This window comes from Geodermatophilus sp. URMC 61 (assembly GCF_052931555.1).
In genome coordinates, this window is record NZ_JBRFHZ010000002.1 from 4,868,484 (window position 1) to 4,892,299 (window position 23,816).

Genomic DNA, 23,816 nt, shown 5'->3' on the forward strand with positions numbered 1-23,816 from the left:
GCGGCGCTCACGGGACGACCTCCAGCGGCGTCACCGTGCCGTTGTGCGGGGTCACCACGGGCATGGCGTCCGGCCCGAGCCCGGTGGCGACCGCCTGCGCGGCCCGGATCGTGTCGCCGTGGGTCACCAGCGCGATCACCTCGGCCGGCGGATCGGCGCACAGGGCCTTCAGGTAGGCGCCGACGCGGGCGTGCAGCTCGGCCAGGCTCTCCCCGCCGGGCGCCGCCCAGTGCGGATCGGTCCAGTCGACGACGTCCCACAGTTCCCTCGAGGGGCGGCCCTCGAGCGCTCCGTAGCCCTGCTCGCGCAGTGCCGGCGTGGTCGTCAGCGGCAGCCCCGTGGCGCGGGCGCAGTGCTCGGCGGTCTGCACGGCGCGGCGCAGGTCGCTGGAGACGAGTGCCCCCGGACGCAGCGCCACGAGCTCCCGTGCCGCCGCGGCCGCCTGCGCGTGCCCGAGCTCGGTCAGCGGCACGTGCGCGGTCTGCCCCTGCATGAGGCCCGCGGCGTTCCACTCGCTCTGCCCGTGGCGGACGAGCAGCAGGGTCAGGGGCCGGGCCATGGTGGCAGGCAGCCTAGTCAGGGCTCTGGACGGGGTGCCGCCGGTCACCGCGGCCCGCCTCGTACCGTCGGTGCGTGACGATCCCCGTGCGTCCCGGTGCCGGCCGCCCGGCGGCCCGCCCCACCGCTGCCGACCCGCTCGCCCCGCTGCTCGACCTGCCCGGCGTGCGGGACGCCGCCGAGGCCGCCCGCAGCGGGATCGACCGCCTGTTGCGGCACCGGCTGATGCGCAACCGGTCGGCCGAGGTCAGCACCGAGTCGGCGCTGCGCGGCGCCCGGGCCTCCGCCGCCCTGGAGGGGGTCGACGTCCCGCTGGCCGACCTGCGGGCGGGGCAGGTCGACCACCCGGTCGTGCAGGGCGCCCTGCGTGCCTCGGTCGCCCTCGGCTCGATGCAGGAGACCTGGACCCGGGCGCCCGGCCAGGTGCTCGCCCGGCTGCACGTGCTGGCCGCGGCGGACCTCGCCGACCGCGCCGACCTCGGCCGACCCGGCGCGCACGCCGGACCGCGGCTCGGAGGGCTGTTCTCCCTCGTCACGGGGGAGAGCTCGGTGCCGGCCGTCGTCCTGGCCGCGGTGGTGCACGGTGAGCTGGCCGCGATCGCCCCCTTCGGCACGGCCGACGGCGTGGTCGCGCGCGCCGCGGCGCGGCTGACCGGCATCACCCGCGGACTGGACCCGAAGGCGGTGTCGGTGCCCGAGGTCGGCTTCGCCGAGTTCGGGCGCGACGAGTACACCCGCGCGCTGGCCGGCTACGCCTCCGGGCAGCCCGACGGTGTGGCGGGCTGGCTGGTGCACTGCTGCCGCGCCACCGAGCACGGGGCGCTGGAGGGGCTGGCGATCGCCGAGGCCCTGCTCCGCGGCTGACGGGCGGGCAGACTGGGGCCCGTGCGCCATCTCGACGTCGACGGGCTCGGTGCGGTCAGCCGCGTGGGCCTGGGTACCTGGCAGTTCGGCTCCCGCGAGTGGGGCTACGGCGACGCCTACGCCTCCGGTGAGGCCAAGGCGATCGTCCGGCGGGCCCGCGAGCTGGGTGTGACCCTGTTCGACACCGCGGAGGTCTACGGCTTCGGCCGCAGCGAGCGGATCCTCGGGGAGGCGCTGGGGGACGAACGGGCGGACGTCGTCGTCGCCAGCAAGCTCTTCCCGGTGGCCCCGTTCCCGCCCGTCGTCCGCAGCCGGCTGGCCGGCAGCGCGCGCCGCCTCGGGTTGGACCGCGTGCCGCTGTACCAGGTGCACCAGCCCAACCCGGTGGTGCCCGACTCGGTGACGATGACCGGGATGCGCGAGCTGCTCGACGCGGACCGCATCGGGGCCGTCGGCGTCTCCAACTACTCGCTGGAGCGCTGGCAGGCGGCCGACGCCGCCCTCGGCCGGCCGGTGGTCAGCAACCAGGTGCACTTCTCGCTGGCCGCGCCGTCGGCTCTCGACGACCTGGTGCCCTTCGCCGAGCGCGAGGGCCGGATGGTCATGGCCTACAGCCCCCTGGCGCAGGGTCTGCTCGGCGGGCGGTACGGCGTGGGCAACCGGCCCGGGGGTGTCCGCGCGGCCAACCCGCTCTTCGGCACCGAGAACCTGCGCCGCGCCGAGCCGCTGCTCGAGGTCCTCCGGGAGGTCGCCGCGGCCCACGACATCACGCCCGCGCAGACCGCGCTGGCGTGGCTGGTCTCCCTGCCGCGGGTGGTCGTGATCCCCGGGGCCTCCAGCGTCGCCCAGGTCGAGGCCAACGCCGCGGCGGCCGACATCGACCTGCGTCCGGACGAGCAGGCCGCGCTGACCGCGGCGGCGCGGGCGTTCCGGCCGGTGTCCGCGGTGCGCACGCTCGTGGAGCGGGTGCGCGAGCGCCTGCCGCTCTGAGCGCCGTCCCCGTGGCCGGTGGCCCCCGTGCAGGGGCGAGGCCCCCGTGCAGGGAGAAGGCCCCCGTGCTCCTCGCCACGGAGTCGTGGGGGCAGGGGGGTCCTCCTTCAGGCGCCGCGGCGCCACCAGCGGCCCGGTACGGGCGCCGGGGGCGTCTCGGCGACCACCCGGAGCGCCCGCCGGCGGGCGTACCACGCCAGGCCCGCCACGGCGGCGCCCACGCTCATCGCCGCACCGGTGACCACCGGGGCGGACGGGACCGGGAAGCGCGAGCGCACGGTCACCGGCCAGGTGAACTCCAGCACCGGCCAGCCGTGCTCGGCGGCCGCCTTCCGCAGCGCCCGGTCGGGGTTGACCGCGGTCGGGTGCCCGACCGCCGAGAGCATCGGCAGGTCGGTGATCGAGTCGCTGTAGGCGTAGCAGTCGGCCAGGTCGTAGCCGTTCTCGGCGGCCACCTGCCGGACGGCGACGGCCTTGTTCTCCCCGTAGGCGTAGAAGTCGATCTCGCCGGTGTAGCGGCCGTCGACGGTCACCATGCGAGTGGCCACGACGCGGTCGACGCCGAGCATCTCGCCGATCGGCTCCACCATCTCCGCGCCACTGCTGGAGACGATGACGATCTCCCGGCCGGCGGCCCGGTGCTCCTCGATCAGGTCGGCGGCCTCGGCGTAGACCATCGGCTCGACGATGTCGTGCAGCGTCTCGCGCACGATCTCGTGCACGGTCGCGACGTCCCACCCGGTGCACATCTCGGTGATCTGTGCCCGCATGCGCTCCATCTGGTGCGCGTCGGCTCCGGCGAGGGAGAAGACCAGTTGCGCGTAGGCGCCCTTGAGGACGGCGCGCCGGTTGATCAGCCCGCCCTGGAAGAACGGGCGGCCGAAGGCCAGGGTGCTGGACTTGGCGATGACCGTCTTGTCCAGGTCGAAGAACGCCGCTGCGCGGGTCACGGTTCACGACTGTAAGTGAGCAACACCGTTGTGACGCCGCTCACTGCGCCGTCCACACCCGGAGGGGTCATCCACAGATCCCGGCCGCCCCTCGCGGCACGCCCGTCCCGGCGCTGGGCTGGCGGGCGTGTCCGCGTTCCGGCCCCCGCCCCGCCCGCTCGTCGCCAGTGCCGACGAGGACCTGCTCGACGACCTGCTGCGGCTGCTCGCCGCGGCGGGCGCCGAGCCGGAGGTCGCCACGGGCGGCCCGGCGCTGCGCCGCGCCCACCGGGAGGCGCCCCTGGTGCTGCTCGGCACCGACGTCGTGACGTCCGCGCCGCTGCGGGGGCTGCCCCGCCGTCCCGGCGTGGTCGTCGTCGCGGCGGAGGAGCCCCCGGCGCCGGTCTGGGCGGCCGCGGTCGAGCAGGGCGCCGAGCGGGTGGCCGTGCTGCCGGCCGACGAGGGCTGGCTGGTCTCGCGGGTGGCCTCGGCGCTGCGCCGTCCGGTCGACCGCGGCCGGCTCGTCGTGGTGGGCGGGAGCTGCGGTGGGGTGGGGGTGAGCACGTTGGCGGTGGCGCTCGCGCTCACCGCCGCGCCGGGCGGTGACGGCGTCCTGCTGGTCGACACCGACGGCTGGGGCGGCGGGTTGGACCTGCTGCTCGGTGCCGAGCGTGACGAGGGCCTGCGCTGGCCGGACCTCGCGGGGCTGCGCGGCCGGGTGGCCGGCGACGCGCTCATGGCGGCGCTGCCGGAGGTCGGGGGCGTCTCGGTGCTCGCCGCCTCGCGCTCGGCGCCCGGCGAGGTCCCGGCCGGGGCACTGACCGCGGTCGTCGAGGCGGCGCGTACGGGTGGCTGGCCGGTGGTCGTCGACCTGCCCCGCACCGCCGCTCCCGAGGCGACCGTGGCCGTGCTGGCCGAGGCCGACCTCGCGGTGCTCGTCGTCCCGGCCCGTCTCCGGGCGGCGTCGGCGGCCCGGCTGCTCGTCGAGCCCGGCCGGGACGGCCGGCCGGCGGCGTGGTCCGCGGCGCAGCTGGTGGTCCGGTCGGTGCCCGGAGGGTTGTCCGCCGATGAGGTCGCCGACGTGGTCGGCCGTCCGGTGCTGGGTGAGCTGGGCACCGACCGCAGCGCGCTCCGCCGCGGGGAGCAGGGCCGGCCGCCGCAGGTGGGGGCGCGCTCGCCGCTGGGGGCGCTGTCCCGCCGGGTGCTGGCCGAGCTGTCCGGGGTGGACGGAGCCGCGGCGTGAACGGGGCACTGGTCGACCGGGTCCGTGCGCGGCTGGTCCTCGAGCCCGGGGTCCCGACGCGGGCCACGGTCGCCGCGCTGGTGCGGGAGGAGTCCGGTGGCCTGCTCGGCGACGACGACGTGCTGCAGGCGGTCCGTGACGCGGTCGACGAGCTCGCCGGGGCCGGTCCGCTGGAGCCGCTGCTGCGCGAGTCCGGTGTCAGCGACGTGCTGGTCAACGGCCCGGACCAGGTCTGGGTCGACCGCGGCAGCGGGCTGGAGCGCACGCTGGTGCGCTTCCCGGACGAGGACGCGGTGCGCCGTCTCGCCGTCCGCCTGGCCGCCGCGGCCGGGCGGCGGCTCGACGACGCCGCGCCCTGGGTGGACGCCGGCCTGCCCGACGGCACCCGGCTGCACGCGGTGCTCCCACCGGTGTCGGGCAGCGGCACCTGCCTGTCGCTGCGGGTGCTGCGCCGGGCCTCGCTGTCCTTCGCCGACCTGGCCGCGCGCGGCGCCTTCCCCGGGGCGTCCGGGGAGCTGCTGCAGGCGCTGGTCGCCGGGCGGCTGGCCTTCCTGGTCACCGGCGGCACCGGCTCGGGCAAGACGACGCTGCTCGCGGCGCTGCTCGGCCTCGTCCCGCCCGGCGAGCGGCTGGTGCTCTGCGAGGACGCCCCGGAGCTGGTGCCGGCGCACCCGCACGTCGTCCGGCTGGCCACCCGGCCGCCCAACGTCGAGGGGGTCGGCGAGGTGACGTTGCGCGACCTGGTCCGCCAGGCGCTGCGGATGCGGCCCGACCGGCTCGTGGTGGGCGAGGTCCGCGGTGCGGAGGTCACCGACCTGCTCACCGCCCTCAACACCGGGCACGACGGCGGCTGCGGCACCCTCCACGCCAACCGGCCGGCCGAGGTCCCCGCGCGGCTGGAGGCGCTGGGGGTCGCCGCGGGCCTGGACCGGCTGGCCGTGCACAGCCAGGCGGCCGCGGCCCTGTCCGCGGTGGTGCACCTGCGCCGGACGCCGGGCGGACGGCGGGTCGAGGAGGTCGGCGTGGTCCGCCGCGCCGGGGACCTCGTCGTCGTGGAGTCCGCCTGGCGTGCCGACGGCGGCCCGTGCCCGGGCGCGCCGCGGCTCTCGGAGCTGCTGTCGATGGGGTGCGGGTGACCGGCGGGCTGCTGCTGCTCGCCGCTGCCCTGGCCCTGTGGCCGGGGCGCGCGGCGCTGCGCCGGGAACGCCGACGGTCGCTGACCCGCCCGGCGGGCGCCGCCCTGCACCCGGCCGCTGCGGTCCCGCTGCCGGCCGTCGCCGCGGTCGCCGCCGGCGGGATCGCGGCTGTGCTGAGCACCCCCCTGGTGGCGGCCCTGGCCGCCGGCTGTGCAGCGCTCGCGGCCGGGGCGGAGCTGCGCCGTCGGGCGGGCGTGCGGGAGGAGGCGCGGCTGGCCGCGCTGGTCGAGGCACTGACCGCCCTGGGCGCGGAGCTGCGCGGGGGCCGCTCGCTGGACGAGGCCACCCGCGCCGCTGTCGCAGCCTGCGCGGACGAGGACAGCGGCCGGGCGCTCGCCCGAGCGGTCCGATCCCCCGAGGACGGCGGTGTGGGCGCCGACGGCGAGCTCGGGCCGGCACTGGGCCGGGTGGCCGCGGCCGCACGGCTGAGCGCACGCACCGGTTGCTCGCTGGCCGCCGTCGTCGGCGCGGTGGAGGACGACCTGCGTGCCCGGTCCCGGCAGCGGCTGGACCTGCGCTCGGCCACCGCCGGCTCGCGGGCCAGCGCGGCGCTGCTGGCCGGGCTCCCGGTGCTGGGGCTGGTCATGGGTGGTGGCGTGGGCGCCGACCCGTGGCGGGTGCTGACCACGACGTTCTCCGGCCAGGTGCTGCTGGTGGCCGGGGTGGGGCTGGAGGTCGCCGGGCTGGCCTGGTCGGCGCGGCTGGTGTCCCGGGCCACGCGGTGAACACCGCCGCGGTGGCGCTGCTGGCAGCGGCTGCGCTGCTCTGCTGGCCGGTCCGCCCGCCCGTCGCCGTCCGCGCCCGTCGGCTGGCCGGCCGGCACGGGACGACCGCACCCGGGCCTGGTCCCGCCGACGTCCGGCGGCGGTGGCTGCTCGCCGGCGCCGCGGGCCTGGCCGCCGGGCTGCTGGTCGGCGGCGCACCGGGGGCCGTGGTGGCCGGGCTCGTCGCGGTCGGCGGCGAGCGGCTGCTGCGCCGGGGCGGGCAGGTCGGCTCGCGGGCCGGCCCGGCTCCCGAGGCGGACCTGCCGGTGGCCTGCGACCTGCTCGCGGTCTGCCTGGAGGCAGGGCTGCCCGTGGGTGGCGCCCTGGCCGCGGTGGCGACCGGCGTGCCCGGTCCGCTCGGCCCCGAGCTCGCCACGGTCGCCGGCCTGTACCGGCTGGGCGCCGCGCCGCGACGGGCGTGGGCCGACGCACCTCCGGCGCTGGCCGTCCTCGGCCGGGTGCTGGTGCGCGCCGGCGAGTCGGGGTCGACCGTCGTCCCGGCGCTGCGGTCGCTGGCCGCCGACGCCCGCGCCGGTGAGCGCAGCCGGGTCGACGCCGCGGTCCGCCGGGCCGGGGTGTGGGTGCTGGCGCCGCTCGGCGTCTGCTTCCTGCCGGCCTTCCTCTGCCTGGGCGTGGTGCCGCTGGTGCTCGGCATCGCCGCCGACGTCTTCGGCTGACCCCGCGCCCGGTGTCCACAGCGGGCCGGCGCGTCCACAGATCCGCCGCGGACCTGGGTCCGCCCCGCGGACGTCGGGAGGGTCGACCGCGACGGCCCGGAAGGCGGGCCGCGATCCCGAGGAGGCACCGTGACCGCACGCTGCGAGACCCGACCCCAGGAGGAACCGCCCGATGCGGGCGGAGTTCCGGTGGAGGAGGCGGCACCCCGCGGACTGCGCGCGCGCTGGGCCCGTGTGCGGGCCGCCGGTGAGGCCGGGATGAGCACCGCCGAGTACGCCGTCGGCACCGTCGCGGCCTGCGCCTTCGCCGCCGTGCTCTACCGCGTCGTCACCGGTGGCTCGGTCGTCGACGGGCTCAGCGCTCTCGTGGCCGACGCACTGGCCACCCTCTCCTGATGGGCCGGCGGCGCCACGGCGTGGTCCGGCAGCACTCCTGCCTCGGCCGCGGGGAATCGGGCATGGTGACGGCGGAGACGGCGGTGGTGCTGCCGGTGCTCCTGCTCGTGCTCGCCGGCGCCGTCGCCGCGGTGACCGTCGTCGGGGCGCAGCTGCGCTGCGTCGACGCGGCCCGTGAGGGGGCACGGGCGGCCGCCCGGGGTGAGGACACCGCGCTGGTGACCGCGCTCGCCGGACAGGCCGCCCCCCGAGGGGCGACGACCGAGGTGGCCGTCGACGGGTCCGCCGTCACCGTCACGGTGACGGCGGAGGTGGCGCCGCTGGGCCCGGTCCCCCTCCGGGTCCCGGTCTCGGCCTCCGCGGTGAGCCAGCGCGAGCCGGGCACCGCGGGGGAGGCGGGGTGAGCCTCCGGGCCCGGGTGCCGGGGGAGCGGGGCTCGGCCACGGTGTGGGTGGCCGCCCTCGCCGGCGTCCTCGCCGCCATCGGGGTGGCGGCGGTGCTCGTCGGGGCGGCGGTGGTCGCCCGCCACCGGGCCACCACCGCCGCCGACCTCGCGGCCCTGGCCGGTGCCGAGCACGCCGTCCGCGGCGAGCCCGGAGCCTGTGCCGCGGCCGGCGAGGTGGCCGGCGCCAACGGCGCCCGGCTGACCGCCTGCACCGTCGGCGACGGGGCGGTGGTCGAGGTCGGCGTGGCGGTGCCGGTGCGGCTCGGCCCCCTGGGCGTCAGCCGGGCCGGTGCCCGCGCGCGGGCCGGCCCCGTGGCGCCCTGAGCCGCGGCTACCCGGCCACCGGAGGAGCCGGGGACGGGTGCACGGGCCCGAGGTCCCGGTCCAGGTCGCTGCGCCCGAGAGCGGCCACGAGGTCCGCCGCCGCCCGGCGCACCTCGTCGGGGGGCCCGCTCACCGGTCGACCGGCTCGGCGGCGGCCGGGACGGGGGAGCGACGACCGGCGCGGTGCACCGACGCACGGGGGTCGTCGGTCACCGGTGGCACCTCGGCCTCCTTGGTGGGCACCAGCCGGGGGCCCGCCGGGCCGAAGGCGTACCGGGGCTCGGGGAAGGCGAACAGCAGCACGAGGTAGACCACCGCGGCCAGCCCGAGGGACACGGGGAGGCTGACGTCCACCCCGCCGGCCGCGTTGCGCAGCGGACCCTCGATCAGCGGTGGGTAGTTGGCGAACAGCAGGCCGACGATCGCGGCCGGGATCCAGGCCACCATCCCGCGCCAGTTCACGCCGCCGGCGAACCAGTAGCGGCCACCCAGCCGGCCCTGGTTGAAGACCTGGACGTCCTCGGGCGCGTAGTACCCGCGGCGCACCCAGTAGCCGATCATCATGATCACCATCCACGGCGTGGTGCAGATGACGATGGCGCCGATGAAGGCGTTGACGCTGGACAGCAGGTCGAAGACCAGCCGCCCGACCAGGATGAAGACGAACGACAGGGTGCCGATGAACAGCGACGCCTGCACCCGGTTGAGGCGGGGGAAGACCGAGGAGAAGTCCAACCCGGTCCCGTACAGCGAGGTGACGCCGGTCGACATCCCGCCGAGGAAGGCCACCGCCATGAGCAGGACCGCGTACCAGAGCGGCGAGACCTGGATCAGCGCGAAGACGTAGTCGGCCTCCCCGGCCACCAGCGTCGCCGTCCCCACGCCGAAAAGGAACGGCACGAGCGTGGCCAGCTGACCGGAGAACGTGGCCAGGAGCAGCCGCGACGGGCGGGTGTCGGCGGGGATGTAGCGGGACCAGTCGCCGAGGAAGGCGCCGAAGCTGACCGGGTTGCCCATGACGATCAGGGCGGAGAGCACGAAGGTGGGCCAGAAGCCGCCGAGCGCGTAGGCGTCGGGGCCGGGGTCGTAGGAGGGGTCGAAGAGCGTCGCGTAGGCCACCAGGCCGAGCAGCATCAGCGTCGTGTTCGCCAGCACCACGACCTTGTTGACCAGCAGCATCAGTTGGTAGCCGTAGATGACGACGACGATCACCAGGGCGCCGAGCACCGCGTAGACGATCCCGCGGAGCAGGTCGGAGTCCCCGGTGCCGAAGAGCCGGGTGGCCGCGCCGACGAGAGCGTCCCCGCTGACCCACACCGAGATCGAGTAGAACGAGAGCGCGGTCAGCAGCGACAGGAACGAGCCCAGCACGCGACCGCGGACGCCGAAGTGGGCGCCGGAGGAGACGGCGTTGTTCGTCCCGGTCCGCGGGCCGAACAGCCCCATCGGCATGAGGATCAGCGCGCCGACGACCACGCCCAGGACGGTGGCGGCCACGGCCTCCACGAGGTCGAGGCCCAGCAGCACCGGGAAGGTGCCGAGGATGACGGTGGCGAAGGTGTTCGCTCCGCCGAACTGGATGCGGAACAGGTCGAAGGGCCGGGACGTCCGCTCGGCGTCGGGGATCGTGTCGATGCCGTGCTGCTCGACCTCGGTGGCCCGCGGCCGTCTCTGCTCGGCGGCCAGCCCGGCGACCTCGGCTCCGCTCATGTGCACCTCCCGGTGAGGCGGTGGACGCCCACCGCGGTGCGCCGAGGCTAGACACGGGTTGCTTGCTAGGCAACCAGTGTTTTCCAGCTGTCGCACTCCCGTGCTCGGATGCACGGAGCGGACGTGGCGGGAGCAGGGCGGCATGGCGGCCGAGTCGCGGCGAGTGACGCGGCCGCGCAACCCCGGGGCCGCGCTGGTGCAGGCGCGGCTGCAGCTCCCGCTGCCGGGGGAGCCGGTCGTCCAGAATGCGGGCGACGCGCTCACGATGCCGGGCGCCACGGCGCACACCCGCGCCGACCTCTCGACGACCGCGACCTGTGAGGTCCTGTGGGTCCTCACCCCCGCACCGTGACCGACGAGGAGGTCAGGTGACCGGCTCCGCAGCCCAGCCCGTCCGCGAGGTCGTCGACCTGTCGCACCCACTGGACGACGACACCCCGGTGTACCCCGGCGACCCGGTCGCCCGGTTCACGCCCGCCGCCACGGTCGCGGCCGACGGCTACAACGTCCTGCACGTGCGGATGGGGTCCCAGACCGGCACCCACGTCGACGCCCCGTACCACTTCCTCGACGACGGCGCCCGCATCGACGAGGTCCCGCTCGAGTACTTCCTCGGGCCGGCCGTCGTCGCCGACGTCCGCGGCAGGCCGCCCCACGGGCGGATCGAGTGGGCGGACCTGCAGCCGTGCGTGCACCTGCTCGGCCCGGGCCGCATCCTGCTGCTCCGGACCGGCTGGGACGAGCACTGGGGGACCGACGCCTACTTCGACCACCCGTACCTGACCGGGGACGCCGCTGCGCGGGTGGTGGCCACCGGGGTCCGCACGGTCGGGCTCGACGCGCTGAGCCTCGACGAGACCGTCATCGGTGGCGCGCCCGCGGACGGGTTCGCCGCCCACTTCGAGGTGCTCGGCGTGGGCGGCGTGATCGTGGAGAACCTGCGCAACCTGGGTGCCGTCCCGCAGGTGGACCCGGTGGTCAGCGTCCTGCCGCTGCGGCTGGCCGGTGCCGACGGCGCCCCCGTGCGCGCGGTGGCGTTCGGCCTCGGTCGCTGAGGCTCAGGCCGCAGCGACCCGCCCCGACCCGTGATGAGCAGCTGCCCGACGACGGCGCCGGCCGGATCGCTGCACAGGTAGGACACCGCGGCCGCGACCACGTCAGGGGACGGGAGGACGCAGGGGCCGGTGACCACGCCACCTCCCGCAGGCGCCCGTCGACCCACGGCGGCCCGGTCGGTCAGCCGCGCCGGTGCGCCGTGGTGGACCGGGTCAGAAGACGAGGTCGTCCTCGACCGGCTCGGGCTGCGCCCGCGCGGGGCCGTCCTCGGCGTCGGCCTCGTCGGCAGCGTCGTCGAGGGTGCCCTCGCTGGCCGCCTCGGCGGTGGCCAGCTCGTCGAGGACCACGTCGAGCACCCGCACCGCCCCGGCCTTGTCCAGCGGCTCGTTGCCGTTGCCGCACTTGGGCGACTGCACGCAGGAGGGGCAGCCGCTCTCGCACTCGCAGGTGGCAACCGTCGCCCGGGTCGCCTGCAGCCAGCGCCGCAGCACGGCGAACCCGCGCTCGGCGAAGCCCGCGCCGCCGGGGTGCCCGTCGTAGACGACGATCGTGGCCGCGCCGGTGTCGGGGTGCAGGGCGGTCGAGACCCCGCCGAGGTCCCACCGGTCGCAGGTGGCCAGCAGCGGCAGGATGCCGATGGCGGCGTGCTCGGCGGCGTGCAGCGAGCCGGGGAGCTCGGCGTCGTCCACCTCGGCCCGGCAGACGGCCCGCGCGTCGAGGGTCAGCCACACCGCGCGGGTGCGCAGCTGGCGGGCCGGCAGGTCCAGCGGGAACTCGGCGAGCACCTCACCGGTCCCCAGCCGGCGACGCTGGTAGGCCACCACCTGGTTGGTCACGTCGACGACCCCGGTGTGCGCGGTGACCGTGCCCAGCGACCGCGACCGGTCGGTGGCCACGATCGCGAGGTCGGTGACGTCACGGGCCACCGTCGTCCACTCGGGGCTCTCCGGGTGCACCACCGCGACGGCCTCGTCCACGTCGAACTCGTCGACGACGTAGGTCTCGCCGCGGTGCACGTAGACCGCGCCGGTGTGCACGGTCGCGTGCGCAGCGTCGCCGTCCACGGTGCCGAGCAGGCGGCCGGTGTCGCCCTCGATGATCGTCACCGGCGCCAGGCCACTGCCGCGGATGTCGACGTCCGGCCGGCCCCGCCCGACCCAGTACCAGCCGGTGGGACGGCGGCGCAGCGCGCCGTCGGCGACGAGCTCCTCGACCCGGGCCTCGGCCGCTGCACCCCCGAAGTCGGCCAGGTCCTCGGGGACCAGCGGCAGCTCGGCGGCCGCGCAGCACAGCTGCGGTCCCAGCACGTAGGGGTTGGTGGGGTCGGTGACGGTGGCCTCCACCGGCCGGCCGAACACCGCGCGCGGGTGGTGGGCGAGGTAGTGGTCCAGCGGGTCGTCCCGGGCCACGAACACGACCAGTGACTCCCGCTGTGCCCGTCCGGCCCGGCCGGCCTGCTGCCACAGCGAGGCCAGGGTGCCGGGGTAGCCGGCGAGCACCACCGCGTCCAGGCCGGCGATGTCGATGCCCAGCTCGAGGGCGTTGGTGGTGGCCACGCCGAGCAGCTCGCCGGCCGACAGCGCCCGCTCCAGCTCCCGCCGTTCCTCGGGCAGGTAGCCGCCGCGGTAGGAGTCGACCCGACGGGCCAGGTCGGCGCGGCCGTGGTCGCGCAGCACGTGCCGGGCCTGCTCGGCGACCGACTCCGCGCTGCGCCGGGACCGGACGAACGCCAGCGTGCGGGCGCCGCGCTCGACCAGGTCGGCCAGCAGGGTGGCGGCGTCGGCGGCCGCCGAGCGGCGCAGCGGGGCGCCGTGCTCGCCCGTGCGCTCGGTCAGCGGCGGCTCCCACAGCGCGAAGGTCGCACCCGGGCGCGGCGAGCCGTCCTCGGTCACGGCGACGACCGGGGCGCCGACCAGGCGGGTGGCCGCTGCGGCCGGCTCGGCCACGGTCGCCGAGGCCAGCAGGAACACCGGCTCGGCGCCGTAGCGGCGGCAGATCCGCCGCAGCCGGCGCAGCACGTGGCCGACGTGCGAGCCGAAGACGCCGCGGTAGGCGTGGCACTCGTCGACGACGACGTAGGCCAGCCGGCGCAGGGTGCTCGACCACTTCTGGTGCGCGGGCAGCACGCCGCGGTGCAGCATGTCGGGGTTGGTGACGATCCAGCGCGAGTGCCGCCGGATCCACTCCCGCTCCTCCATCGGGGTGTCGCCGTCGTAGGCCGCGGGGCGCACCGACGGGTCGGCCAGCTCGGCCACCGACGCCAGCTGGTCGCGGGCGAGGGCCTTGGTCGGCGCTAGGTACAGGACGCAGGCGCGGGGGTCCTCGGCGAGCCGGGTCAGCGCAGGCAGCTGGTAGGCCAGCGACTTGCCCGACGCCGTCCCCGTGGCCACCACGACGTGCGAACCGTTCCGGGCCAGCTGCGCGGCCTCGACCTGGTGCCGCCACGGTGCGGACACGCCCCGCGCCTCGAGCCGCGCCCGCAGCTCCGGGCTCACCCACGTGGGCCACGGCAGGGTGCGGCTGTCCCGCACCGGCATCCGGTGCACGTGGGTGACCGGCTGCTCCTCCTCGGGAGTCCCGGAGAGGACGGCGTCCAGCAGGTCGGCCCCCGGCGGCGGCGTGCCGGCGAGGGAGGGCGACCCACCCTGGGGAAGAGAGTCCGTGCCGGGAGGGGGAGCCGACCGGACCGGGCGTACCGCGGTCACCCCCCAACTGTCACACCTGCGGGTGACCTCGCGCTGGCTCCCCGGCGGCGAACTCCACCGGCTGCGGGACTACCGGTACGGGGTGTGATCTCCCTTACACTCCGGCGGCACCAGCCGTGCAGGCCCGTGCGTGCTGGACGCGTACCTCGGCCGACCGGAGCCAGCGGGTCCCGGGGGCAGCCGATCGCTGGGAGGAACACATGCCGGACAGTGCACTCTCCGGCGGGGACGTCGTGCTGGTCACGATCGTCCTCGCCGTCTCGCTCGCCGCTCTCGCCTTCGCGGCCTACCTGGTCCGCGCCGTCATGGCGGCCGACCAGGGCACTCCGACGATGCGCGAGATCGCGCAGGCGGTGCAGGAGGGTGCCGCGGCGTACCTGCGCAGACAGTTCAAGACGCTCGGCGCCTTCGCGGTCATCGTCTTCCTGCTCCTGCTGGTGCTGCCCGTGCACGACGGCGGCTGGGGAACCCGCATCGGCAGGGCGTTGTTCTTCCTGGTCGGTGCCCTGTTCTCGGCCATGGTCGGCTTCATCGGGATGACCCTGGCCACCCGCGGCAACGTGCGCGTGGCCGCCGCCGCACGCTCGGGCGGCTACCGCCCGGCCTTCCGCACCGCGTACCGCACCGGCGGCGTCTGCGGGATGATCACCGTGGGCCTCGGCCTGTTCGGGGCGGCCCTCGCGCTGCTGCTGTTCGACGAGACCGCTCCCGTGGTGCTCGAGGGCTTCGGCTTCGGCGGGGCCCTGCTGGCGATGTTCATGCGCGTCGGCGGCGGCATCTTCACCAAGGCCGCCGACGTCGGCGCGGACCTGGTGGGCAAGGTCGAGGCAGGCATCCCCGAGGACGACCCGCGCAACGCGGCGACCATCGCCGACAACGTGGGCGACAACGTCGGCGACTGCGCGGGCATGGCCGCCGACCTGTTCGAGTCCTACGCCGTCACCCTGGTCGCCGCCCTCATCCTCGGCCAGGTCTTCTTCGGCGCCGTCGGCATGGTCTTCCCCCTCGTGGTCGCCGCCATCGGGGTGATCGCCTCGGTCGTCGGCATCCTGGCCAGCAACCCGGGCAAGGGCGACGCGAGCGGTCTGGCGCCGATCAACCGGGGCTTCTTCACCTCCGCGGTCGTCTCCCTCGTCCTCGTGGCGGCGGCCTCGTTCACCGTGCTGCCCGACGTGGCCGACGTCCCCGACAGCGTGGTCAGCCCGCAGGTGCTCGGTTTCGTGGCGGTGCTGGTCGGCATCGTGCTCGCCGCGGCCATCCAGCAGCTCACCGGCTACTTCACCGAGACCAGCCGCAAGCCGGTCCAGGACGTCGGGCGCAGCTCGCTGACCGGCCCCGCGACGGTGATCCTCTCCGGCATCTCGCTCGGGCTGGAGTCGGCGGTGTACGCGGCCCTGCTCATCGGCGGGGCGGTCTACGGGGCCTTCCTCATCGGCGGCGGTGCGGCGCTCTACGCGGTCGCGCTCGCCGGCTGCGGCCTGCTCACGACGGCCGGCGTCATCGTCTCGATGGACACCTTCGGCCCGGTCAGCGACAACGCGCAGGGGATCGCCGAGATGTCCGGCGACATCGACGAGGAGGGCGCGCGCGTGCTCACCGACCTCGACGCGGTGGGCAACACGACCAAGGCCATCACCAAGGGCATCGCCATCGCCACCGCCGTCCTCGCGGCGACGGCGCTGTTCGGCTCCTACAACGAGCAGGTGCGCGCGGCACTGGACGGCGCGGACATCGGCGAGGCGTTCAGCCTGGTGGACCCGAGCAACGTCGTCGGCGCGGTGCTCGGCGCGTCGGTCGTCTTCTTCTTCTCGGGCCTGGCGATCAGCGCGGTCTCCCGTGCGGCCGGCCGGGTGGTCTTCGAGGTGCGGGAGCAGTTCCGCACCCACCCCGGGATCATGGACCGCACCGAGCGGCCGGACTACGGCGCGGTCGTCGACATCTGCACCAAGGACTCGCTGCGCGAGCTGGCCACTCCCGGACTGCTCGCCGTCCTCGCCCCCGTGGCGGTCGGCTTCGGGCTCGGCGTCGGCCCCCTGGCGGCCTACCTGGTCGGGGCCATCGCGGCCGGCACCCTCATGGCCGTCTTCCTCGCCAACTCCGGCGGCGCCTGGGACAACGCCAAGAAGATGGTCGAGGACGGCGCCTACGGCGGGAAGGGCAGCGAGGCGCACGCCGCCACGGTCATCGGCGACACCGTCGGCGACCCGTTCAAGGACACCGCGGGCCCCGCGATCAACCCGTTGATCAAGGTGATGAACCTGGTGGCCCTGCTCATCGCGCCGGCCGTGGTCGGCCTGTCGGTGGGCGAGGGGCAGAACACGGCCGTCCGCATCGCGATCGCGGTGGTCGCGGCCCTGGTGATCGTCGGCGCCGTCGTCGTCTCCAAGCGCCGTTCGGTCGTGGTCGGCGGTGCCCCCACCGACGCCCCGACCCCGCTGACCACCAGCGTTCCCTGACCGCACGCACCGCACCCTCGGGCACGGACCGCGCCGAACGGCGCGTCCGTGCCCGGTGTGTGGACGGCGTCCGTTGCTGTGGACGGACACCCCGGCGGCGGCACCCGGTCGGCCTAGCGTCCCGCCGCACCGGACCCGCCGTGGGCCCGGGCAGACGCAGGGAGGTCCTGACGTGTCCACCACGATCGCCGCGGAGTTCGACGCCATCGACGCGCTGGCCGCCGAGCTGGCCGGCCTCGCCGCCGAGCTCACGGAGGACGCGCAGCTGTGCCGGTCCACCGCGGTCTCCCTGGGGACGGCGGTCAGCGGCGGAGCCGGGGAGAGCGCCGCCGCCGCGGGCTCCGGGTGGGGCACCGCCCTGGAGCTCCTGGGGCAGCAGACCGGGGCGCTCGCCGCGACCCTGTCCGCGGCCGTCGACTCCTACCGGGCGGCCGACGCGGCACTGGCCGACCGGGTGCTCGCCCGGCGTCACACCCCGGCCGCCCGGTGAGCGCTCCCACCCTCGCCGAGGTCGCGGCGTGGGACGTCCCACTGCTGCGCGGGGCGGTCTGGACGCTCGACTCGATCGCCGGTGGGCTGCCGGCCTGGCGGGCCCGGGTGGAGGCCGTCGGCCGCTCGCTGGAGGACGCACACTGCTGGCACGGGCCGGCCGCGCAGTCCGCCGGCGCCGCGCTCGTGGAGGTCTCGACGGTCGCCACCGCGGTCACCGCGGCCCTCGACGAGTCGCTCGAGCACGCGCAGCGCCTGCTGGCCGAGGCGGAGACCGCCCAGGAGCTCGCCGAGCGGGCGCTGGCCGCTGCCGCGTCGATCCCCGTCGTGCTCGACGGCGCCGGGCGGCTCGCCGATCCGCCACCGCTCTTCCCGAGCGCCGCCGCACCGGGACTCGAGGCCGACCCGACCGCCGCAGCGCTGCAGGTGCAGGAGCTCGCCACGGAGGCGCTGCAGGCTGCGGCACGCGCCGGACTCGCCGCGGGTGAGGCGACGGACGCCCTCGTCCGGTTGGGACTGGGCAGCACCCTCGCGCCCGCGACCTTCGACGATCTGTCCTGGATGGTGGACGCGGCGACCGCGACGGTGTCCGTGCCCTGTCCACCGACAGGTGCGGGCCCGGCCGCGGTGGCCGGTTGGTGGGCGACTCTGTCGACGGCCGAGCGGCATGGCGCGATCCGCGCTGACCCCAGCCGGGTCGGCGGGCTCGAGGGGCTGCCCGGCTGGGCTCGTGACCGTGCCAACCGGCTGGTACTCGGCCGGGTGCTGGCAGACGGGTCCACGCCGGGGCACGCGGTCGCGGTCTCGGTGGCGGCGGAGATCTCCAACAGGGAGTCGGCCGGGGAACGGGTGCAGTTGCTGCAGTTCGCTCCCGCGGACGAACTGGTGGCTCTCGGACTGGGGGATGTGGACACCGCCGACTCGATCGCACTGCTGGTCCCGGGCATGCTCAACACACCGGAGAGCGACCTCGACGCGCTCGCGGACAACGCCGACTCGGTGGCAGGTGCCGCCCGCGCCGCCGCGCCCGGGCTGGCCGTGGCCGCGGTGGCCTGGTTCGGATACCGCCCCCCGATGGGCCCGGGGGCACTCGGCACGTCGATCAGCCGCACGGGAGGCGCTGCGCTCGACCGCGCCCTGGACGGTCTCGCTGCCGCGCGCCACCACGATCCGGCGCGGGTCGTCGTCAGCGCGCACAGCTACGGGACCACGGTGGTCGACGCGGCCGCCGACGCCCCCGGCGACCTGGCAGCCAGTGCGGTGGTCCTCAACGGCAGTCCCGGGATGGACAACGACGCGGACGAGTTGGAGGTGGCCGAGGTCTACGAGGCATCTCCGTTGTTCGACCCGATCTCCTGGTGGGACGCCCACGGTGAGCACCCGACGTGGAGTTCCTCCTTCGGGGCGATCGGGCTGCCGGTCGACGAGGTGATGGTGCACACCGAGTACTACGACGAACACTTCCCGACGCGGGCGGCGATCGGTGAGGTGGTGGCCGGGGTCCGGGAGCCGGCATGACCCGCAGGGGCTCGGGAACACGGCGCGACCCTCGACCATTGGACCGGGTGACGGCACGCCCACAGTGGGTCGCCACCGGGCTCCCGGTCGGGCCCGTGGCCTACCGTGGCGTCGCCGAGGGCGCGCGGACAGCGACCGCGTCGTCCGGCGCCGGACCGCCGGCGCCCGCACCGAGCACCACCGACAGGAGCACCGTGGCACCCACGAAGACCACGAACACCGGTACCTCTGCCGCCGCGTCCACCGCGGGCGGCACGAGCGCCCCTGCCCGCCGCCGGACCGCCGCCGGCGGCGGGCGGCCGCTGGTCATCGTGGAGTCCCCGACCAAGGCCGGGAAGATCGCCGGGTACCTGGGCAACGGCTACGTCGTCGAGGCCAGCGTCGGGCACATCCGGGACCTGCCGCGCAACGCCGCCGACGTGCCGGCCGAGCACAAGGGCGCGTCCTGGGCGCGGCTCGGCGTCGACGTCGACAACGCCTTCGAGCCGCTCTACGTGGTCAGCCCCGACCGCAAGCAGCAGGTCAGCCGGCTCAAGCAGCTGGTGAAGGACGCCAGCGAGGTCTACCTCGCCACCGACGAGGACCGCGAGGGCGAGGCCATCGCCTGGCACCTGGTGGACACGCTCAAGCCGCGCGTGCCCGTGCGCCGGATGGTCTTCCACGAGATCACGCCCGAGGCGATCGCCCGTGCCGTGGCCAACCCGCGCGAACTGGACACCGCGCTGGTCGACGCGCAGGAGACCCGCCGCATCCTCGACCGGCTCTACGGCTACGAGGTCAGCCCCGTGCTGTGGAAGAAGGTGCTGCCCAAGCTGTCGGCGGGCCGGGTGCAGTCGGTGGCCACCCGCATCGTCGTCGAGCGCGAGCGGGAGCGCATGGCCTTCCGCTCGGCCGACTACTGGTCGCTCGAGGGCACCTTCGCCGTCTCCGACCGCCGGGCCGGCGCCGACGAGGGCGAGCCGACGACCGTGCGGGCCCGACTGGTCAGCGTCGACGACAGCCGGGTCGCGACCGGCCGCGACTTCGACCCCGCCACGGGCCAGGTCACCGGCGAGGTCGTGCACCTCGACGAGGCCGGCGCCCGGGGTCTGGCCGCCCGGCTCGAGGGCCGGCAGGTCACCGTCAGCCGGGTCGACGAGAAGCCCTACCGGCGGCGTCCCTACGCGCCGTTCACCACGTCCACGCTGCAGATGGAGGCCGGCCGCAAGCTCGGCTGGTCCTCGGCGCAGGTCATGCGGGTGGCGCAGCGGCTGTACGAGAACGGCCACATCACCTACATGCGGACCGACTCGACGAACCTGTCGAACGAGGCCATCAACGCCGCCCGCACCCAGGCACGCCAGCTCTACGGCGACGCCTACGTCCCGGCCGAGGCGCGCCGCTACGCGAAGAAGGCCAAGGGTGCGCAGGAGGCGCACGAGGCGATCCGGCCCGCCGGTGACAGCTTCCGCACGCCGGGTCAGCTCGCCGGCCAGCTCGCCCGCGACGAGTTCCGGCTCTACGAGCTGATCTGGCAGCGCACGATCGCCTCGCAGATGGCCGACGCCGTCGGTCAGAGCGTGAGCATCCGGCTGGCCGGGCGCAGCAGCACCGACGAGGCAGTCGAGTTCACCGCCAGCGGCCGCACGATCACGTTCCCCGGCTTCCTCCGCGCCTACGTGGAGTCCCGGGACGAGAGCCCGGCGGGCGACGACGACCCCGGCAGCGACGACGCCGAGCGCCGACTGCCGCGCGTGGAGCGCGGCCAGCAGCTCGACACCCGCGAGCTGGAGGCCAAGGGTCACACGACGACCCCGCCGTCCCGCTACACCGAGCCGAGCCTGGTCTCGCGCCTGGAGGAGCTGGGCATCGGTCGCCCCTCCACCTACGCGTCGATCATGCAGACCATCCAGGACCGCGGGTACGTCTGGAAGAAGGGCTCCGCGCTGGTGCCCACCTTCGTGGCCTTCGCCGTGGTGAACCTGCTGGAGCAGCACTTCGCCCAGCTCGTCGACTACGACTTCACCGCCTCGCTGGAGAACGAGCTCGACGAGATCGCCGCCGGGGACCTGGGCCGGGTCGACTGGCTGACCGAGTTCTACTTCGGCGGCGAGGGCCGGCACGCCGGGGGGATCGCCGCCTCCGGTGGGCTCAAGTCGGTCATCGGTCAGCAGTTGGAGGAGATCGACGCGCGCGGGGTGAACTCGATCCCGCTGCGTGCCACCGGGCCGAGCGGCGAGCCGGTCGTCGTCCGGGTCGGGCGCTACGGCCCCTACCTGCAGGTCGGCGGCGAGGACGGTCCCCGCGTCACCCTCCCCGAGGACCTCGCCCCCGACGAGCTGACCGAGGAGAGGGTCGAGGAGCTGCTCGCCGCGCCGTCCGGCGACCGCGCGCTCGGCACCGACCCGGAGTCCGGGCTACCCGTCGTGGTCAAGGCCGGCCGGTACGGCCCGTACGTCACCACCGTCGTGCCCGAGGGCAGCAAGGAGAGCCCGCGGACGGCGAGCCTGCTCTCCTCGATGTCCCCGGAGACGGTGACCCTCGACGACGCCCTCACGCTGCTGACCCTCCCCCGCACGGTCGGCACCGCGCCGGACGGCGAGGAGATCCAGGCGCTCAACGGTCGCTACGGGCCCTACCTGAAGAAGGGCACCGACTCGCGCTCGCTGGAGTCCGAGGACCGGCTGTTCACCGTCACCCTCGACGAGGCGCTGGCGATCTTCGCCCAGCCCAAGCAGCGGGGCCGCCGGGCCGCCGCGGCGCCGCTGAAGGAGCTCGGTGCCGACCCGGTCACCCAGGGCACGATCACCGTCCGCGAGGGCCGATTCGGTCCCTACGTGACCGACGGCGAGACCAACGCCAGCCTCCGGAAGGGCGACGACGTCGAGAGCATCACCCTCGAGCGCGCCGCGGAGCTGCTGGCCGACCGGCGCGCCAACCCGAGCACGAGGAAGAAGGCCACCAAGAAGGCCGCAGCCAAGAAGACGACGGCCAAGGCGACGACGAAGACCACGGCCGCGCGGAAGACGACCGCCAAGAAGGCGACGAGGAAGACGACGGCGGACAGCGACGCCATCCCCGCGAGCTGACGGTCCCGGTGCCGGACGGCGGGCCGGACGCCGAGGCCTGGCGGCTGCGGCGGACGTCGTCCGGCTCGGTCGCCGCCGGCCCCGCCGGGCTGCGGCCGGACCACCCGGCCGACGCCGTGACCGTCCTGCTCGGGCAGCGCCGCGGCGCGTGCTCGACCCGAGCGCCGGCACCGGCCTGCTGACCGGGGTCCTGCGCGCCGCCGGGCACGAGGTGGTGGCCGTCGGCCCAGCCGAGCCGAGTGTGAACACCCGCGACGTCCCCTGGGTGGCCGCACTCGGCCGGCCTCGTGGCCGCCCAGGCGCGCGGCCTCGTGGCCGCCCAGGCACGCGGCCACGAGGCCGACCAGGCCGTCGTCGACGCCCTCGCCCGCGCTCGGCGCGCGGATCGAGCACCACCGCTCCGGCATGGTCCAGCTGCTCGGCCCCGAGCGGCTGGTCGCCGGCATCGCCCCCCTCACGGCCACGTCGCCACGGTGGACGACGCAGCAGTTCCTGGGCGAGGTGCGCGCGGTGCTCGACACCCACCCCGACACCCCCGGCCACGACCTCGTCGACCTGCCGTACCGCACCGGCGCCCACCGGCTGCCCCCGGCTGACCCGACTGCCACGGTCCACTACGCACCGGTTCGGGTAAATAACGCTCGGTCACAACCGCACGCGTGCCCTGCCGTGACGAGACGGTTCCGTCCGCCCGCACCTTGCGGTCACGCGGGGCCGCGCGCCTACCCTCCCCGGCGTCCGACACGGAGGGGATCCACACCATGGCGACGCGCGCAGGCCGACTGTTGACCGCACTCGTGACCGTCGTGCTCGCCGGCACGGCCACCCCGGCCGCGGCCAATCCCCCCGAGCCCGCGGGCTACCCGGCGACCGAGCCCGCCGGCTACACAGGGGCACCGCGTCCGGTGACCGGTCCGGACGGTGTCGCCACCGACGAGCTCGACGCCGACTACGCCACCGCGGTGACCGCCGTCGACGCCTGGTGGCGCACCAACTGGAGGGACTACTTCCCCGGCAGCTACACCGCGCCGGGGCTCGCCCCGGCCGCCCGCGCCCCCGGCCTCTACGACGCCCCCGCCGAGCAGGTGTACTGCGGCGACCTGCTGCTCCCCGAGGGCAACGCCTACCACTGCCCGATCGGGGACTTCCTCGCCTTCGAGGTCGACCTGATGCTGCTCTCGCAGTCGCTGGGCGATGGCTTCGTCTACCTGGTCGTGGCGCACGAGTGGGCGCACTCGGTGGTCTCCCACCTCGACCCCGCGCTGGCGGCCGAGGCCTACGAGCTCCAGGCCGACTGCCTGGCCGGGGCCACGCTGGAGGGCGCCGTCGACGACGGGCTGCTGCGGCTGGAGGACGGCGACACGGAGGAGTTCACCGCCGCCTTGACCGCCGTCGCCAGTGACAACGAGTGGGGCACGGTCTACATCGACGACAACGGACAGCAGCAGACCGAGACGCACGGCAGCGCCCAGGAGCGCATCGGCGCCTTCGAGCGGGGCACCACCGACGGCGTCCGCGCCTGCCTCCCGAACGCCGTCGGCTGACGGCTCACCCGGCGTGCCCGACGGCGAACACCCGCCGGAAGGGCAGCAGCGTCGTCCCGTCCGGACGGCGCGGGTAGGCCGCACGCAGCGCCGCGGCGTACTCCGCGGTCAGCTCGGCGGCGTCGTCCTCCTCCAACCTGGCGAGCACCGGGCGCAGCACGGTCGAGCGCACCCAGCCGAGCACCGGGTCGTCCCCACGCAGCACGTGCAGGTAGGTCGTCTCCCACGCGTCGGTGACCAGTCCCGCCCCGCCGAGGACCTCCAGGTAGCCGGCTGGGTCGAGCACCGCGTCCTCCGCCGGTGCCGCGTCACCGACGAGCCCGGCCCACCGCGGGGAGCGGCAGAGGTCGGCCAGCAGCGCGTGCGTCGGCGCGCGGAAGTTGCCGGGCACCTGCACCGCCAGCCAGCCGCCGGGCGCCAGCTGCCCGGCCCACCGGCGCAGCAGGTCGGCGTGCCCGGGCACCCAGTGCAGCACGGCGTTGGTGACCAGGACGTCGAGCGGCTCACCGGGCTGCCACTCGCGCACGTCGCCGAGGGCGAAGGCCACCCGGCCGGGGACGGCGTGTGCCGCGGCCGCGGCCAGCATCTCCGGCGAGGAGTCGACGCCGGTGACCCGGGCGGCCGGCCACCGCTGCGCCAGCGAGGCGGTCAGCGCGCCCTCGCCGCAGCCCAGGTCGACCACGGTCCGCGGCTCCCGGGCGCCGACGCGGGCCAGCAGGTCGGTGAACGGCCGCGCGCGCTCGTCGCCGAAGTGCAGGTAGCCGGCGGGGTCCCAGGCGGCGGTGCTCGTCACGTCCCGACCCTAGGGCCGGAGAGCCGGGAGCGTCGGTCCCGGCCGGTACCGTGGCTGCGCCGTGCCGCCACCCATCCACCAGCCCGGGAGC

At 75.9% G+C, this 23,816-nt stretch carries 23 protein-coding genes; 17 read left to right on the forward strand and 6 right to left on the reverse strand.

Annotation, left to right across the window (positions count from 1 at the left end; translation table 11 throughout):
- Window positions 1–7: 7 nt before the first annotated feature.
- A complete protein-coding gene (locus ACU610_RS22755) occupies window positions 8–559 on the reverse strand; it encodes a histidine phosphatase family protein (protein ID WP_446769963.1) in 552 nt (183 codons plus the stop codon).
- Between the two features lie 74 nt (window positions 560–633).
- Here ACU610_RS22755 and ACU610_RS22760 point away from each other — a divergent pair, with 74 nt between their 5' ends.
- The gene (locus ACU610_RS22760) at window positions 634–1,422 is read left to right on the forward strand and encodes an oxidoreductase (RefSeq protein WP_446769964.1); all 789 of its coding nucleotides are present in this window, start codon (window positions 634–636) and stop codon (window positions 1,420–1,422) included.
- A 21-nt stretch (window positions 1,423–1,443) separates the two neighbouring features.
- A complete protein-coding gene (locus ACU610_RS22765; RefSeq protein WP_446769965.1) occupies window positions 1,444–2,412 on the forward strand; it encodes an aldo/keto reductase in 969 nt (322 codons plus the stop codon).
- Window positions 2,413–2,519: 107 nt separating this feature from the next.
- Here the strand turns inward: ACU610_RS22765 and ACU610_RS22770 are convergent, their stop codons facing one another.
- A complete protein-coding gene (locus tag ACU610_RS22770; protein ID WP_446769966.1) occupies window positions 2,520–3,362 on the reverse strand; it encodes an HAD family hydrolase in 843 nt (280 codons plus the stop codon).
- Between the two features lie 127 nt (window positions 3,363–3,489).
- Here ACU610_RS22770 and ssd point away from each other — a divergent pair, with 127 nt between their 5' ends.
- The 7 genes from ssd to ACU610_RS22805 all read left to right on the forward strand — a co-directional run bounded on the left by ssd (window position 3,490) and on the right by ACU610_RS22805 (window position 8,386).
- The gene (gene ssd, locus ACU610_RS22775; RefSeq protein ID WP_446769967.1) at window positions 3,490–4,584 is read left to right on the forward strand and encodes a septum site-determining protein Ssd; all 1,095 of its coding nucleotides are present in this window, start codon (window positions 3,490–3,492) and stop codon (window positions 4,582–4,584) included.
- Entirely contained in the window at window positions 4,581–5,720 is a 1,140-nt protein-coding gene (locus tag ACU610_RS22780) for a TadA family conjugal transfer-associated ATPase (protein ID WP_446769968.1), read from the forward strand. Before ssd ends, ACU610_RS22780 begins: the two co-directional genes overlap by 4 nt.
- A complete protein-coding gene (locus ACU610_RS22785) occupies window positions 5,717–6,505 on the forward strand; it encodes a type II secretion system F family protein (RefSeq protein WP_446769969.1) in 789 nt (262 codons plus the stop codon). The genes ACU610_RS22780 and ACU610_RS22785 overlap by 4 nt, the downstream gene beginning before the upstream one ends.
- On the forward strand, window positions 6,502–7,221 hold the full coding sequence (locus ACU610_RS22790; protein ID WP_446769970.1) for a type II secretion system F family protein: 720 nt from the start codon (window positions 6,502–6,504) through the stop codon (window positions 7,219–7,221). Before ACU610_RS22785 ends, ACU610_RS22790 begins: the two co-directional genes overlap by 4 nt.
- Before the next feature lie 129 nt (window positions 7,222–7,350).
- Window positions 7,351–7,617, forward strand: coding sequence for a DUF4244 domain-containing protein (locus tag ACU610_RS22795; RefSeq protein WP_446769971.1), 267 nt, complete (start codon window positions 7,351–7,353; stop codon window positions 7,615–7,617).
- The gene (locus tag ACU610_RS22800; protein WP_446769972.1) at window positions 7,617–8,021 is read left to right on the forward strand and encodes a TadE family type IV pilus minor pilin; all 405 of its coding nucleotides are present in this window, start codon (window positions 7,617–7,619) and stop codon (window positions 8,019–8,021) included. The genes ACU610_RS22795 and ACU610_RS22800 overlap by 1 nt, the downstream gene beginning before the upstream one ends.
- Window positions 8,018–8,386, forward strand: a complete 369-nt coding sequence (locus tag ACU610_RS22805) for an Rv3654c family TadE-like protein (RefSeq protein WP_446769973.1) — start codon at window positions 8,018–8,020, stop codon at window positions 8,384–8,386. Before ACU610_RS22800 ends, ACU610_RS22805 begins: the two co-directional genes overlap by 4 nt.
- 7 nt (window positions 8,387–8,393) lie before the next feature.
- On the opposite strand, the gene ACU610_RS22810 is transcribed toward ACU610_RS22805, so the two are convergent.
- Together ACU610_RS22810 and ACU610_RS22815 are read right to left on the reverse strand one after the other, a co-directional pair.
- Window positions 8,394–8,519, reverse strand: coding sequence for a hypothetical protein (locus tag ACU610_RS22810; protein ID WP_446769974.1), 126 nt, complete (start codon window positions 8,517–8,519; stop codon window positions 8,394–8,396).
- Window positions 8,516–10,096, reverse strand: a complete 1,581-nt coding sequence (locus ACU610_RS22815) for a purine-cytosine permease family protein (RefSeq protein ID WP_446769975.1) — start codon at window positions 10,094–10,096, stop codon at window positions 8,516–8,518. Before ACU610_RS22815 ends, ACU610_RS22810 begins: the two co-directional genes overlap by 4 nt.
- A gap of 142 nt (window positions 10,097–10,238) precedes the next feature.
- On the opposite strand from ACU610_RS22815, the gene ACU610_RS22820 reads away from it, so the two are divergent.
- Window positions 10,239–10,448 (forward strand): hypothetical protein, encoded by a 210-nt coding sequence (locus ACU610_RS22820; protein ID WP_446769976.1) that lies wholly within the window; start codon window positions 10,239–10,241, stop codon window positions 10,446–10,448.
- Between the two features lie 16 nt (window positions 10,449–10,464).
- A complete protein-coding gene (locus ACU610_RS22825) occupies window positions 10,465–11,151 on the forward strand; it encodes a cyclase family protein (protein ID WP_446769977.1) in 687 nt (228 codons plus the stop codon).
- A gap of 213 nt (window positions 11,152–11,364) precedes the next feature.
- On the opposite strand, the gene ACU610_RS22830 is transcribed toward ACU610_RS22825, so the two are convergent.
- The gene (locus tag ACU610_RS22830; protein WP_446769978.1) at window positions 11,365–13,857 is read right to left on the reverse strand and encodes a DEAD/DEAH box helicase; all 2,493 of its coding nucleotides are present in this window, start codon (window positions 13,855–13,857) and stop codon (window positions 11,365–11,367) included.
- Between the two features lie 200 nt (window positions 13,858–14,057).
- Here ACU610_RS22830 and ACU610_RS22835 point away from each other — a divergent pair, with 200 nt between their 5' ends.
- The 6 genes from ACU610_RS22835 (at window position 14,058) to ACU610_RS22860 (ending at window position 22,932) form a co-directional block, all read left to right on the forward strand.
- Window positions 14,058–16,313, forward strand: coding sequence for a sodium-translocating pyrophosphatase (locus ACU610_RS22835; RefSeq protein ID WP_446769979.1), 2,256 nt, complete (start codon window positions 14,058–14,060; stop codon window positions 16,311–16,313).
- A gap of 172 nt (window positions 16,314–16,485) precedes the next feature.
- Window positions 16,486–16,803 carry a hypothetical protein gene (locus ACU610_RS22840; RefSeq protein WP_446769980.1) on the forward strand — a complete coding sequence of 106 codons (318 nt, stop codon included), beginning with the start codon at window positions 16,486–16,488 and terminating at the stop codon, window positions 16,801–16,803.
- A complete protein-coding gene (locus ACU610_RS22845) occupies window positions 16,800–18,320 on the forward strand; it encodes an alpha/beta hydrolase (RefSeq protein ID WP_446769981.1) in 1,521 nt (506 codons plus the stop codon). The genes ACU610_RS22840 and ACU610_RS22845 overlap by 4 nt, the downstream gene beginning before the upstream one ends.
- A gap of 194 nt (window positions 18,321–18,514) precedes the next feature.
- On the forward strand, window positions 18,515–21,388 hold the full coding sequence (topA, locus tag ACU610_RS22850) for a type I DNA topoisomerase (RefSeq protein WP_446769982.1): 2,874 nt from the start codon (window positions 18,515–18,517) through the stop codon (window positions 21,386–21,388).
- 8 nt (window positions 21,389–21,396) lie between these two features.
- The gene (locus tag ACU610_RS22855) at window positions 21,397–21,570 is read left to right on the forward strand and encodes a hypothetical protein (RefSeq protein ID WP_446769983.1); all 174 of its coding nucleotides are present in this window, start codon (window positions 21,397–21,399) and stop codon (window positions 21,568–21,570) included.
- A gap of 579 nt (window positions 21,571–22,149) precedes the next feature.
- Complete coding sequence (locus ACU610_RS22860) at window positions 22,150–22,932, forward strand: hypothetical protein (RefSeq protein WP_446769984.1); 783 nt, start codon at window positions 22,150–22,152, stop codon at window positions 22,930–22,932.
- 4 nt (window positions 22,933–22,936) lie between these two features.
- Here the strand turns inward: ACU610_RS22860 and ACU610_RS22865 are convergent, their stop codons facing one another.
- A complete protein-coding gene (locus tag ACU610_RS22865) occupies window positions 22,937–23,725 on the reverse strand; it encodes a trans-aconitate 2-methyltransferase (protein ID WP_446769985.1) in 789 nt (262 codons plus the stop codon).
- Between the last annotated feature and the right edge of the window lie 91 nt (window positions 23,726–23,816).